Annotated in this window: 11 protein-coding genes; 3 read left to right on the top strand and 8 right to left on the bottom strand. The window is 62.3% G+C overall.

The genetic code is table 11. The annotated features are described in order from the left end of the window. Positions 1-18: 18 nt before the first annotated feature. From R8L07_06380 to R8L07_06355, 6 genes are all read right to left on the bottom strand, one after another. Positions 19-687, bottom strand: coding sequence for a glutathione S-transferase family protein (locus tag R8L07_06380; GenBank protein MDW3205154.1), 669 nt, complete (start codon positions 685-687; stop codon positions 19-21). Between the two features lie 111 nt (positions 688-798). Next, a complete protein-coding gene (locus R8L07_06375; protein MDW3205153.1) occupies positions 799-2,151 on the bottom strand; it encodes a TRAP transporter large permease subunit in 1,353 nt (450 codons plus the stop codon). Positions 2,152-2,154: 3 nt separating this feature from the next. Next, positions 2,155-3,273, bottom strand: a complete 1,119-nt coding sequence (locus R8L07_06370; GenBank protein MDW3205152.1) for a TRAP transporter small permease subunit — start codon at positions 3,271-3,273, stop codon at positions 2,155-2,157. 117 nt (positions 3,274-3,390) lie between these two features. Then, entirely contained in the window at positions 3,391-4,533 is a 1,143-nt protein-coding gene (gene dctP / locus R8L07_06365; GenBank protein ID MDW3205151.1) for a TRAP transporter substrate-binding protein DctP, read from the bottom strand. Between the two features lie 193 nt (positions 4,534-4,726). Further along, on the bottom strand, positions 4,727-5,953 hold the full coding sequence (locus R8L07_06360) for a multidrug effflux MFS transporter (GenBank protein MDW3205150.1): 1,227 nt from the start codon (positions 5,951-5,953) through the stop codon (positions 4,727-4,729). Further along, positions 5,950-7,557 (bottom strand): NAD(P)/FAD-dependent oxidoreductase, encoded by a 1,608-nt coding sequence (locus tag R8L07_06355; GenBank protein MDW3205149.1) that lies wholly within the window; start codon positions 7,555-7,557, stop codon positions 5,950-5,952. Before R8L07_06355 ends, R8L07_06360 begins: the two co-directional genes overlap by 4 nt. Positions 7,558-7,732: 175 nt before the next feature. Here R8L07_06355 and R8L07_06350 point away from each other — a divergent pair, with 175 nt between their 5' ends. The 3 genes from R8L07_06350 to R8L07_06340 all read left to right on the top strand — a co-directional run bounded on the left by R8L07_06350 (position 7,733) and on the right by R8L07_06340 (position 11,965). Then, the gene (locus R8L07_06350; protein ID MDW3205148.1) at positions 7,733-9,409 is read left to right on the top strand and encodes a GGDEF domain-containing protein; all 1,677 of its coding nucleotides are present in this window, start codon (positions 7,733-7,735) and stop codon (positions 9,407-9,409) included. A 48-nt stretch (positions 9,410-9,457) separates the two neighbouring features. Continuing rightward, positions 9,458-10,627, top strand: a complete 1,170-nt coding sequence (locus tag R8L07_06345; protein ID MDW3205147.1) for a GNAT family N-acetyltransferase — start codon at positions 9,458-9,460, stop codon at positions 10,625-10,627. Positions 10,628-10,693: 66 nt separating this feature from the next. Beyond that, positions 10,694-11,965 (top strand): diguanylate cyclase, encoded by a 1,272-nt coding sequence (locus tag R8L07_06340; protein ID MDW3205146.1) that lies wholly within the window; start codon positions 10,694-10,696, stop codon positions 11,963-11,965. A gap of 54 nt (positions 11,966-12,019) precedes the next feature. Here the strand turns inward: R8L07_06340 and ptsN are convergent, their stop codons facing one another. Together ptsN and raiA are read right to left on the bottom strand one after the other, a co-directional pair. Then, a complete protein-coding gene (gene ptsN / locus R8L07_06335) occupies positions 12,020-12,487 on the bottom strand; it encodes a PTS IIA-like nitrogen regulatory protein PtsN (GenBank protein MDW3205145.1) in 468 nt (155 codons plus the stop codon). 91 nt (positions 12,488-12,578) lie between these two features. Continuing rightward, positions 12,579-13,157, bottom strand: coding sequence for a ribosome-associated translation inhibitor RaiA (gene raiA, locus R8L07_06330; protein ID MDW3205144.1), 579 nt, complete (start codon positions 13,155-13,157; stop codon positions 12,579-12,581). Between the last annotated feature and the right edge of the window lie 218 nt (positions 13,158-13,375).

Here is a 13,375-nt window from a genome sequence, read left to right as displayed (position 1 = left end):
CCTATTGTCTCGTCGCGTTCAGAAATCCAGATCCGCGTAATGTTTCGGCGGCGGCGCCCCGGGGATATGGTCGCCCAGGATCGGCCGGAAGGACGGCCGCGACTTGATTCGCGCATACCAGTCCTTGGCTTCCGGATGGTCGTCCCAGGGCACATCGCCGACATAGTCGACGCAGGACAGATGGGCCGCCGCTGTCAGATCCGCCAGTGTCAGCTCATCCCCGGCCAACCAGGTGCGCCGTTCGGCCAGCCAGCCGATATAGCCCAGATGGGTGTGAATGTTCCGGCCCCCGGCGCGCACGGCGGAGGAGCTCGGCTCCCCGAGGCCGAGAAAGCGTTTCATGATCTTCTCTTCGACCAGATTCACGCCGACCTCGTCATGGAACTTGATGTCGAACCATTCGATCAGGCGGCGGACTTCGGCGCGCATCACGGCACCGGTGCCGATCAGCGGCTGATCGCCATACATCTCGTCCAGATATTCGCAGATCGGCTGGGAGCCGCAGACCCGGTTTCCGTCCTCGTCCACCAGCACCGGCACGTCGCCGGTCGGGTTGACCGCCAGAAACGCCTCGTCGCGGTCCCAGGTCTTCTGGATCCGCGTTTCGAAGGTGAGCTGCTTTTCGCCCAGCATCAGCCGGACCTTGCGGCAATGCGGTGAGAGCCAGAGGTGATAGAGAAGCATCATGACGCTTCGCATATAGCGCTGATCTTGCAGTGCGGCAATGAACAAAGCGGCGGGCCGGTTTCCCGGCCCGCCCAGAGGTTTGCCTTCAGCGGTATCGTTCCGCGATCCGGATCAACCGTAGACCAGCCTCGGCAGCCAGGTGATCAGATCGGGGAACATCATGCACAGCACCAGTCCGACGATCTGGAGAGCCAGGAAGGGCAGGGCCGATTTGAAGATGTCGCTCATCGGGATTTCCGGTGGTGCGACGCCCCTCAGATAGAACAACGCATAGCCGAAGGGCGGGGACAGGAACGACATCTGCATGTTCACCAGATACAGGACCCCGAACCAGACCATGATCTCCTCCGGCGCGACATGGCCGCCGAAGGTCATGGTCTTGATGATCGGGATGAAGATCGGAACGCAGAGCAACAGGATGCCGACCCAGTCCAGGAACATGCCGAGTATGACCAGGATGAACATCATCAGGATCAGCACGCCCCAGTCGCCAAGGCCGGTGGCGTCGATTGCCTCCTGCACGAAGGTCTGACCGCCTTCGAAGACATAGAGGCCGACAAAGACCGTGGCGCCGAAGATGATCCACAGCACCATGGACGAGGCCTTGATGGTCGTGATGCAGGCTTCGCGCACCGTGATCCAGCTCAGCCGGCGGTGCAGGGCAGCCACCATGAAGGCGCCGAAGGTGCCGATCCCGGCTGCCTCCACCGGGGTTGCGACGCCGGTGAAGATGACGCCGAGAACCAGCAGGATCAGCACGGTCGGGGCCATCATTTCGCGCATCAGCGCGAACTTCGCGCGAACCGAGATGCGTTCCTCGATGGGGATTGCCGGGCCCTTCTTCGGGTCCAGCGCACAGCGGACCGACACATAGGCGATATACATGCCCGACAGCAGCAGGCCCGGAATGACCGAACCGATGAACAGTTCTCCAACCGACTGTTCGGCAACGACTGCATAGATGATGGCCAGAATCGACGGCGGGATCAGGATGCCCAATGTGCCGCCGGCCATGATCGCGCCCATGGCGATCTTGGGATCGTACTGACGCTTCAGCATCGACGGCAGGGCGATGATGCCCATTGTCACCACCGCGGCGCCGATCACCCCGACCATGGCGGCCAGAATGGTCGAGGCCAGGATGGTTGCCGACGCCAGGCCGCCGCGCAGTCCGCCCAGCAGCTTGTAGATGACGTCGAACATGTCCTGGATGATGCCGGCCCTTTCCAGTATCGCCGCCATGAATATGAACAGCGGTATGGCCGAGAGCTGATAGTCGGTCATCAGGGGGAAGATTCGGGACGGGACGATGTTCAGGATCTTGGCGCTGTCGCCGACCAGGAACAGGAAGACGCAGGCCAGACCCCCGGTGACGAAGGCAAGCGGCAGGCCGGCCATCAGCAACACCAGCAGGCTGCCGAACATCAGGAGGGTAAGCCACTCAATCGGGATATCGAGCCCCATGGATCAGCCCTCCTTCACATCAGGACGGACCGCGATCGCGATATCCTCGCCCAGTTTCGCCAGTCCCTGCAGGACCAGCAGCAACGCCCCCAGCACCATGGCCAGCTTGACCGGCCAGTACTGGATTGCCCATTCCGTGAAACTGACTTCCCAACTGCCCGTCGGACCTTCCATCTGACGCATCGCATCCATCGCGAAGGTCCAGCCGGTGACCAGCAGGGTCCCGGCGAAAACGAAGAAGAAGAAGGAAGTCGCGATATCGGCGATTGCCTTCCGGCGCTGACTGAGTTTGGCGTAGAACACATCGACCCGCACATGGCTGTCGGTCAGATAGGCATAGGCGCCGCAGATGAGATACTGCATACCGAACATCAGGAACATGCTTTCATGGGCCCAGTTTGTGGGGGAGTTGAAGACGTAGCGCGCCAGGACCTCGTAGTAGTAGACGAAGACCGCGATGACACACCAATAGGCCACGAATTCGCCGCTGAGCCGGCTCAGATGGGCGATCGGGCGATACCAGGACGGCTTGTCGGACAGGTCTATCCGGTTGTCCTCGACCGGGGGATCGTCGGCGCGTCTGGGTTCGTTCTCGCGGTAGCGCGCGACCATGCGCGGCAGCAGGATCGCATCGATCAGCAGGCCCACCGCGATGGCGATCGCCAGCCAGCCCGCCATGTCGTTGTAGAAGGCCACGGTCTCCTGAGCGGCGGTGATGGTCTGCTGCGCCGACGCCAGCGCCGATTGTGCGGCATCCAGCTTGTCCTGGTCATCGTATCCGTCCGCGACGCGCTTGCCGAAATGCTTCACCTCGAACTCATAGGACAGAATGTCGTTCTTGACCTGGGAGAGCGCGATCCGGGCGTCGCGCCCGGAGGTGTTGCATACCAGAATGCCGATGAAGGGGATGAGGTAGAGAAAGCCCCAGAGGCTTTTCAGATAATGTCGATGCATGCCGACAAATCCGCCTGTGATCAGGCACAGATAGCCGACGCCAAGATTGGTCTGGTTGGTGCCGCCCTTTGCACCGGCGCGCTTGACCAGCGCCATGGCGATCAGCGGGAAGGCGATCAGCCCCGCCCAGTAGAGCCAGTGCGGCAATACGAATTCCAAGTCAGGCATTCATGTCACTCCGAACCGTCGAATCACGGGAAGGCGGCGACATCCGGGGGCGCGCTTCCATCTTGGAAAACACGCCCCCGGACGGTCGGTACAGGGATTTACCGACTGTTCCGCCGATTACAGGTCGAGCTTCTGATCCTTGACCATGCCCGGAGTCACATAGCCGAGGCTGCCCGACATCATGTAGTCGAGCTGGATCTTGAAGATCTCGGCCGCGTGCTTGTCCTTGTTCGCCCAGGCGAACCAGCGCGGGATCGCCAGTTCGGTGAATTTCTCGACATCGGATTCACCCAGCCGCGTGACGATCGTGCCGGCCTCTTCGAACTTCTTCCAGGATTCTTGGTCGGCCTTCTGGATCGCCGCGTGATGCATGTCGGAATAGACGTGGACTTCCATTTCGACGAACTGCTTCATTTCGGGCGACAGGGCGTTCCAGGCGTCCATGCCGACGGTCAGGTCCATCAAGTCGACGGGCTGATACAGTGACATGAAGCCGGGCGGGCCCATGGAGATGTATTTGGTGACCTGATGGAAACCCAGGGCGTAGTTGATCGCCGGACCGACATAATCCGCCACGTCGATCGTGCCTTTTTCCAGTGCCGGGAAGATTTCCGAACCTGGCAGCAATGTTGTCTTCGCCCCGGCCGCCTGAAAGACTTCCGCGACCATGCCGCCGGGCAGCCGCATTTTGCGGCCCCGGAAATCGTCGATCGACTGGATCGGTACTTTGGAATGAATGATGTTCGGGCCGTGATGTATCGGGCCGACATAATGCATGCCCTGCTCCGCGAACAAGGCGCGCGCCTTCTCCAGGCCGCCGAGGCCGTAATAGAAGACATCCCACTCATGCGGGTTGCGCAGGCCCAGCGGATAGGAACTCAGGAACACCGACGCCGGAATCCGGCCCGCCCAGTAGAGCGTGAACGGGTTCATCGCCTGCAGCACGCCGTTCTTGACCGCGTCGAACAGTTGAAAATCACCGACGACGTCTTTGGCGCCGAAGGGCTCGAACGCCAATTCGCCGCCGGTCTTTTCGGCGATGCTGCCGCACCAGTCCTTGAAGATCTGCAGGCCGACGCCGCCCGGCCAGGATGTCTGGATCTTCCAGGTGGTGCCGGCGGCGGCGGCTGTCCGGATCCAGGGTTTTGCCAGGCCGCCTGCCGTTGCACCGGCGCCGACGAATGCGGCCCCCGTGATCGCAGCGGTCTTGAAGAAATTGCGCCGGTCGAGACCGGGCTTCGAATGCTTCTTGTCTGCCATGGGACGGTTTCCTCCTAACTCCCGTTAAGGGTCATGAGTCGCACCGTCTTTTCCCGCGGTCCGTATCCCCTGACCCAAGAATTAGAATTATTACAATTGGTCTTACCAATAGCAAACAGAATTCACCTGCCGGAATTAATTCCGCAGCGCGGAAAATAAACAGAAACAGGGATTTAGACGCAGTAACAGGTCGTTATGCAGAATCAGCGCCATGCCAACCGCGATTGGTGATCAGCATCGTTACGCCGCATCCCAGACCCAGCACGGCGAATCCACTGATCAGCGGCACCGCGCTGCCGTCAAAGGCCTGGCCGACCGCAACGCCGAACACCATGGATAACAGGGTGCTCCCGGCGCCGATGACCGATGCGGCCGTGCCGGCGATATGTCCCAGAGGTTCCATGGCCAGTGCATTCAGATTGCCGAACAGCAGACCGACCCAGAAGAAGCTTAGCAGCCCCCAGGCCATAAAGCCGAGAAAGGGCAGGCCGCCGTCGAGCAGAAACGCGGCTAGGGCGAAGCCCGCCGACAAGGCGGTCATTGCGAAGACGGCGAGGAAGGACAGGAAACGCATGCCCAGGCGCATAACCAGTCGCGCGTTCACGAAGGACGACGCCCCGATCGACAGGGCCAGGACGGCGAAATAGATCGGGAAGTCGTTGCCGACGCCGTAGACCGTCTGGAACACCTGCTGCGCGGTGCTGAGATAGCCGACGAACGCGCCGAAAATGAACCCGCCCGCAATGGTGTATCCGGCCGCGACACGGGTTTTCAGGGTTTCGGTCACGGCGTCCCAGACCCGTCCTGCGGAAAGCGGCGCCCGGTTCTCGCGCGGCAAGGTCTCCTCCAGTCGAACCTGCATCCAGATGCCGCCGATCAGGCCCAGCGCGATCAGGCTGAAAAAGATGGCGCGCCAGTCGGCGAGATGCTCGATCCCCTGACCCAGGCTGGGCGCCAGGGCCGGGACGATGATGAAGACCGCCATGACGAAGGACATGATCCGGGCCATGCCGCGGCCGGCATAGCGGTCGCGCACGATGGCCAGCGTGACGATGCGCGGTGCCGCGACGCCGAGACCCTGAAGTACCCGGCCGATCAGCATGACGGTATAGTCGGTTGCCGTCATGGAGAGGATGCAGCCCGCCCCGAAAACGGCCAGACCGGCCAGGATCACGCCTTTGCGGCCCAATGAGTCCGAAAGCGGACCATAGATGAACTGACCGACCGCAAACCCCAGGAAGAACAGGGATACGACCAGTTGGGTGTCATTGGCGCGCAGGACGGCAAGGTCCTCCCCGATGGCCGGCAGCGCGGGCAGCATGGCGTCGATCGTCAGGGCGACCATGGAAATCAGCAGCGCCACCAGGGCGATGAACTCGGGAAGGCTCTGTCGCCCCGCGGCGGCGCTGGTATCGGTCACGCGACCCGTCTCCTCTTGACGTCTTTCAGGATCTCCCGCGCCGCATTGCGGCCCGGAATGCCGCTGACACCGCCACCCGGATGGGCGCCGGATCCGCACAGATAGACGCCGTGGATCGGCATTCTATGGTCGGCATGCCCGGGGGCCGGGCGCAGGGAGAATATTTGATCCAAGTGCAACGCACCGTGGAAAATATCGCCGCCGACCATATTCAGTTTACGCTCGATGTCCAGCGGGCTGTTGATCTGCCGCCCGACAATGGCCTGACGGAAGTTCGGACTGTACCGCGCGACGGTGTCGATGATGTGATCCGCGACGTTCTCGCGCTCGTCGTCCCAGGATTTGCCGTCCGGCAGGTGACGCCGGAAGTGCTGGCAGAACAGGCTCATGACATGGCATCCCTCGGGCGCCAGGCTGTCGTCCATCAGGGTCGGGATGCACATCGATACAACGGGATTCCTGGCCCAGCCGTCGCGCTTCGCATCGTCATAGGCATCGCGGATGTAATCCAGCGAGGGGCAGATATCGATCGTGTTCTTCATGGCGGTCAGGCCCGCCTCGTCATGGTCGACGCTGTCGAAACGGGGCAGTTCGCTCAACGCGACATTCATGCGGAAGGTCGCGCTCTCGCTGCGCCAGCCGCCGATCCGCTTGGCGAAACGGTCCGGCGCCAGGGCGGGATCGATCAGATCGCCGAACAGGATCTGCGGATGGACATTGGCGGAGACGATCTTCGCATGCAGTACCGATCCGTCCTCCAGGACGACCCCTTTTGCCTTGCCGCCTTCGATGATTACTTCCTTCACGCCGGCATCGGTGCGGATGTCGACCCCCTTTGCCCGGCAGCTGTTCGCCATTGCCTGGGTGATCGCCCCCATGCCGCCCTTGGCATAGGCCCAGGCGCCGGTGCGACCGTCGACCTGCCCGAAGACATGGTGCAACAGCACATAGGCCGATCCCTGCGCATAAGGGTCAACGAAATTGCCGATCACACCCTCGAACCCGTACAGCCCCTTGATCGGGTCGCTTTCGAACCAGCGGTCGAGATAGTCCCCCACCGACATGGTCATCAGTTCCGCCAGATCGGCCTGGCGGTCGGCGGAGAGCTTGCGCAGGACATTCGCCTGGCCCAGCAGCTTCCAGAGGTCGCCCAGACCGCCGCCCAGGTTGGGGGGGACTTCGCTGGCGATTGCCCGGATTGCGTCGCCAAGAGATTCCAGCACATCCTCGAAGGCGCCATAGGCTTCGGCATCAGCCTTAGAAAACCGGGACAGAGCGCGTTTCGCACCATCCAGATCGCGCGGCAGATACATGTGGTCCCCGTCGAGGATCGACAGGCTGCCGCCGGGGCGTTCCAGCAGCGTCAGGCCGTGGCTGTAGAGGTCCAGATCCCGGATCACCGCCCGGTCCAGCAAGCTGACGAGGTAGGAAAAGACGGAGTTGCGGAAACCGGGGTGGAATTCTTCGGTCAGGGCCGCGCCGCCGATCACGTCGCGCCGTTCCAGGACCGTCACCTTGAGGCCGGCCCGCGCCAGATAGCCCGCACAGGCCAGTCCGTTATGGCCTGCGCCGATCACGATCGCGTCCGTCGAATCCACCGTCATGTCGTCATCCCCGATTAAATTTTTTTGAGCGACCACTCAAACAAACACACTTTCAGTTCGCGCGAAAGCGGATAGAGCAATACGCCCGGCCACGGCGGGAGACAAGGCGCCGGGGAACATGCTAGCCTCCGAATGGGTGAGTAAGGGAATGGGGCTTCAGAGCCCCCGAAACAGCATGAGTTTGCGACTTCAGACAGCCTTGGCGTTGGCTGCCGCGATTCTTGCCGTCAGTCTGGCGATCGGACTGGTTGTCACCCAGCTTGTGGCGAATCGTCTGCAGACGGATATCGGCAACGGGCTGGCTGAATTGTCCCATCAGATGGCCGACAAGCTGGACCGCGACATGTGGGCCCGGTCCGGTGAGGTCAGGACCCTCACGATCATCGATGACCTGGCGGACATGGCGAATCCAGGGCAGGCCCGGCGCCTGATTGAGGCCCTGCAGGACGCAATTCCCGCATTCTCCTGGATCGGGTTGCTGTCCCGGGACGGAACAGTGGTGGTCGGGTCGGACGGTATTCTGGAAGGCGCGAACATCGCGCACCGCCCGGTATACCAGGAGGGTATCCGGGACCGGTTCATCGGCGACGTCCACGATGCGGTCCTGCTGGCCTCGCTGCTGCCGAATCCGACGGGTGAGCCGATGAAATTCGTCGATATCGCGTATCCGCTGCGCACCGCGGCGGGTGAGACGGTCGGCGTTCTGGCCACCCATCTCAGTTGGGCCTGGGCGCGGGAGGTGCGCCGGTCTCTGCTGCAGAGCGCGGCCCTACGTGCCGACGTTTCCATCTACATCATCGCGCGTGACGGAACGGTCCTGCTGGCCGATGACGAAGGAGAAACCGGCAGGAAGCTGGATCTGCAGGCTTTTAGGGCAGCCCAGGAGAGCAAGGGCAGCGGCTGGGTGATGGAGACCTGGCCGAACGGCAGGGAATACGTGACGGGCTATTCCTATGCCGACGGGCATCTGGATTTCGAGGGCTTTGGTTGGACCGTGTTGACGCGGCAACCGACAGGTACGGCCTTTGAACCGATCCGAAGCCTGAAGCAGCAGGTCGCCCTCTGGGGCATGGGGGTCGCCCTGACCGCGGCGCTTCTGGGCTGGATCGCGATCGGAATGCTGACACGCCCCTTGGCGGAGATCGCGCTGTCGTCGGATCGCATTCGCACCGGCGACGCGACGGAAATTCCGCATTTCAAAGGGCCAAAGGAAATTGCGACCCTGGCCGAGACGCTGAACCGCCTGATTCACAGTCTGCGGCGCACGGAAACGGCACTGGACACGATGTCGGTTGCCGCGCTTCACGACCGTCTGACAGGACTGCCGAACCGCATGGCGCTGGACAACTATTTTGAAACGGCGGTTCCCCGTGCCAAGCGGGAAAACAAGCAGATTGCGTTGCTCTATATCGACCTGGACAATTTCAAACCGATCAACGACAGGCTGGGCCATGCCGCCGGGGACAGTGTCCTGAAAGACGTCGCCCGCCGATTGACCGACATCGTGCGCGGCGGGGAAATCGCCGCCCGGCTCGGCGGCGATGAGTTCGTGCTGGTGGTGCTGGTCGACCATGACGATTTCCAGTCCGAAGCCCGGGCCATTGCCGGGCGCATCGTCCAGACCATAACGGATCCGTTTCAGGCAGATGACGCATCGGCCAAGGTGGGCTGCAGCGTCGGGATCGCATTCCTGCCCGGGGATGCGACGACGGTAACCGAACTTTTCGACCGTGCGGACAGCGCGCTATATGCCGCGAAGGAGGCCGGCAAGAACGGCTTCGCCTTTGCCCGGGACCTCACGGACCATGGCAGGTTCTCCCCGTCGGACGAAAGCCTGTCATCCGCATCTTGAATCTGCTGCGCTGCGGAACAAGCTTGTTGACGTAGTGCGAGGATCGATATGCCCGACGGCGAGAATTCAGCGATTGTCGAAGTCTGCGCGTCGTTGGCGGAAGTCCCGGCGGCGGACTGGGATGCCTGTGCCGGGCCGGACAACCCGTTCCTGTCGCATGCCTTCCTGTCCAGTCTGGAAGAAAGCGGCTCGGTTCGCGCGGAAACCGGATGGCTGCCGCAGCATCTTCTGGTCCGGGACGAGGCCGGGTCCCTGATCGCGGCGATGCCGCTCTATCTGAAGGGTCATTCCCAGGGCGAGTATATATTCGACTACGCCTGGGCCCATGCCTACGAGAATGCCGGGGGGCAGTATTATCCGAAACTGCTGTCCGCCGTGCCCTTCACGCCGGTGCCGGGACCGCGCATGCTGATCCGGGCAGCGCCGGATGCAAACCTCGCCATCCGATATCTGGTCAGCGCCATGGCGCAACTGACGGAACGGCACGGCGCTTCCAGCCTGCATGTGAACTTTCTGGAGAAAGGCCAGGCCGATATCCTGGAACAATCCGGATTCCTCATCCGGCATGGGCATCAGTTCCATTGGCGTAATGACGGCTATGGGAATTTCGACGACTTTCTGGCGGCGCTGTCATCCCGGAAGCGCAAGGCGGTCCGCAAGGAACGGCGCGCCGTGGCGGAGGCGGGGCTGAGCACGCGGGCGGTGACCGGGGACGCGATCACCCCCGACCTCTGGGATGCCTTTTATGCCTTCTATACCGACACCTACGATCGGAAATGGGGCGGGCCCTATCTGACCCGGGAGTTCTTCGACCTGCTGCATGCGCGAGTGCGGGATCGCGTGGCGCTGATGCTGGCCTTTGATTCGTCGGACCGGCCGATTGCAGGGGCACTGAACCTGATTGGCGGCGATGCCCTGTACGGTCGGAACTGGGGGTGCGTCGCCGACTACAAGTTTCTGCATTTCGAACTCTGCTACTACATGGCCATCGACTTCGCGATCGACCGCGGCCTCGGTCGGGTCGAGGCCGGCACCCAGGGCGAGCACAAGATTCAGCGCGGCTATATGCCGGTGACGACATTCTCCGCCCATTTGCTGCCCGACCCGGGATTCCGCGATGCCGTCGCCCGTTTTCTGGAGGGGGAGCGCGCTCATGAGGCGCAATTGCGTGACGCTCTCTCGGATATGGGACCGTACCGCCGTTCCGGGCCAACCTAACCATGTTGTCGCACCCTGCCGCGCACGGTAAAACCCAAGAAGGAGCGTTGGGCAGGGCGGAGTATCGTGACAGAATCCATCGAGGTTAACCCGACCGGAATCGTCGTTCTCGACGACTGCGCCGGTGAGTCCGAAACCCTGGACGCCCAGTTGGCGCCTTTCGGATATTCCGTTACCCATGCCCCGTCCGCGGAAGAACTGCAGGATACGGTCCGGCTTGCCGATGCGCCTTTTGTACTAGTGCGTACCCGCCGGCCTGAACTGGCGGAAGCGACGCGCAAGGCATTGTTGGATCTGTGCGAGGCAATCCCCGAGACAGCGATCGTTTTCCTGGCCGACCAGGCCGCGCTGGCGGCGCGGGTGAACGCCATCCGCAGTGGCGCCACGGCCTATATCGTCGCGCCCTACAGTGCATTCGACATCGTCGACCGTCTGGAATCGCTCGGGGGTGTTCATCAGGATCAGCCCTATCGTGTGATGATCGTGGACGATGACCCCCAGATCGCCCGCTATCACGAGGCGATCCTGCATCACGCCAACATCCAGACGGTGATCGTACCGGATGCCGCCGAGACGCTGAATGTCATGACGGATTTCCGACCGGAACTGATCCTGATGGACTTCTACATGCCCGATTTCGACGGCCGCGAACTGGCCGCCGCGATCCGGCAGGAACCGGCATACGATTCCATCCCGATCGTCTTCCTGTCGGGGGAAGGGGATCGCGACGTTCAGCAGCGGGTGATGCGGATCGGCGGCGACGATTTCCTGACCAAGCCGATCCGGCCGGATCACCTGCTGGGCGCCGTCCTGCTGCGCGCGCGGCGCTTCCGTTCCCTGCGTGCGATGATGGTGCGCGACAGCCTGACCGGATTGCTGAATCATACGGCCACCAAGGAACAGGTCGCGATCGCCCTGTCCGGTGCGCGCCGGCGCGGCAAGGACCTGGCCTTTGCCATGCTGGATATCGACAAGTTCAAGGGCGTCAACGACACCTATGGGCATCCCGTCGGGGATCAGGTGCTGCGGTCCCTCTCGCTGCTGCTGAAGCAGCGGTTGAGGACGACGGACATTATCGGGCGCTATGGCGGCGAAGAGTTCGTCGTCGCCCTGCCCGAAACGCCATTGGACAATGCGGCGCGCGTGCTGAACGATATTCGCGAAGGGTTCTCGGAAATCGAACAGCCCAGCCAGCAGGGGCCCTTTCGGGTCACGCTGTCCTGCGGCATTGCCGGATTTCCCGGGAACGATGGCGTCGAATCCCTGGCCGAAGCAGCGGACAAGGCGCTGTACGGCGCCAAACACAATGGGCGCAATCAGGTCGTTCTGGCGGGATAGGCACGGCCCCGGCCATCTTGGGAGGCGGCCGGTCGTCCATGCAAAGGTGCCGGATCAGGCTGCGTGACTGGTCGCAGTCGGCTCCGTCAGCAGACCGTACAGAGCGTCCGCACGGTCCGACCCGCGCAGTTTCTCACACATCTCGCGGTCACGGAACAGACGCGACACGCGTGCAAGGGCCTTCAGGTGATCGGCACCGGCATCGGTGGGCGCCAGCAGGGCAAAGATGATGTCCACCGGCTGATCGTCGATCGCGTCGAAATCGATCGGACGGGCGAGGCGCGCGAAAATGCCGTAGGGCCGCTCCAACCCGGGAAGCTTGCCATGCGGAATGGCGATGCCGTTCCCGACACCGGTTGTGCCCAGGCGCTCACGCTCCAGCAGCGTGTCGAAAATTGCACGTTCGTCCATGCCGGTGATGGTCGCGCCGCGCCGTGCCACTTCCTGAAGCGCCTGCTTCTTGGACGTGACGGCAAGCTTCTCGATCACCGATTCGGACGTCAACAGATCGCACAATTCCATAACGTTTCACTCTTTCTTCGAGTCTCGCCCGCGCCCGGCGCCGTCCGGAAGCCGGACGGCGCGGTACGCTCTCATTTGGCCAGGGGTTTGATTATGCGCCCGATTGCGGGTCTACCCATCCGATGTTTCCGTCGGGACGGACATAGACCATGTTGATCCGCCCGTTCTTGACATTTCGGAACAGGAAGGCCGGGTGGCTTGCCAGATCCATCCGCATCGTGGCCTCGCCGACGGTCATGCTTTCCACCTCGGTCGGCATTTCCGCGACAATGATCGGTTCGTCCTGCTCCTGTACGTCGTCGTCATTCGACACTTCCGCTTCGGCCTGCAGGACATATTGAAGGGCCGGCACGGCTTCGGCCGTGGACAGCTTGTGCTTGTGATCGCGCAGGCGGCGCTTGTAGCGGCGCAGGCGCTTGGTTGCGTGTTCGGTCGCTTCTTCCAGTGCACCGTAGGCATCGTTTCCGGCGCCATGTCCATGGACGAGAACCCGTTTGGACACATGCACCTGTATATCGACGCTGAAACGGCCGCCATCCTTGGAAATCGTGACGGTGGCGTCCGTCGTGTTGTCGAAATACTTGCCGATTGCGTCCGGCAGTGTGTCTTCGATATGTGTGCGCAGTGCGTCACCGATATCGACCTGTTTTCCTTTGACGGAGAGTTGCATGGTGCGTCCGTAACCCTTTCACGGTCGTTCTGGCCGCCGTTGACCGACGGCCGTTTATCGACGGCCCGCGTATCGGAGGGACCCGATGCACCGATGGGCCGCCCTCTGACCGTCCATGCTACTGCGAAACCTTGACGGGCCGCACCACATTTTTTGGTGTGTGCCCCCAGCGCGAAGCGGGACGTTCAGCAGGCCCTCCTCAAGCGCGGGCGGAACCT

The organism is Alphaproteobacteria bacterium (assembly GCA_033344895.1).
Classification (GTDB): domain Bacteria; phylum Pseudomonadota; class Alphaproteobacteria; order UBA8366; family Aestuariispiraceae; genus Pacificispira.
The sequence above is the reverse complement of the archived record's forward strand: the minus strand, read 5'-3'. Positions and strand labels throughout refer to the sequence as shown.

Coding starts and splice junctions, on each gene's coding strand:
- R8L07_06380 (MDW3205154.1), bottom strand. CDS start 687: ATGATGCTTCTCTATCACCTCTGGCTCTCACCGCATTGCCGCAAGGTC.
- R8L07_06375 (MDW3205153.1), bottom strand. CDS start 2,151: ATGGGGCTCGATATCCCGATTGAGTGGCTTACCCTCCTGATGTTCGGC.
- R8L07_06370 (MDW3205152.1), bottom strand. CDS start 3,273: ATGCCTGACTTGGAATTCGTATTGCCGCACTGGCTCTACTGGGCGGGG.
- dctP (MDW3205151.1), bottom strand. CDS start 4,533: ATGGCAGACAAGAAGCATTCGAAGCCCGGTCTCGACCGGCGCAATTTC.
- R8L07_06355 (MDW3205149.1), bottom strand. CDS start 7,557: ATGACGGTGGATTCGACGGACGCGATCGTGATCGGCGCAGGCCATAAC.
- R8L07_06350 (MDW3205148.1), top strand. CDS start 7,733: ATGAGTTTGCGACTTCAGACAGCCTTGGCGTTGGCTGCCGCGATTCTT.
- R8L07_06345 (MDW3205147.1), top strand. CDS start 9,458: ATGCCCGACGGCGAGAATTCAGCGATTGTCGAAGTCTGCGCGTCGTTG.
- ptsN (MDW3205145.1), bottom strand. CDS start 12,487: ATGGAATTGTGCGATCTGTTGACGTCCGAATCGGTGATCGAGAAGCTT.
- raiA (MDW3205144.1), bottom strand. CDS start 13,157: ATGCAACTCTCCGTCAAAGGAAAACAGGTCGATATCGGTGACGCACTG.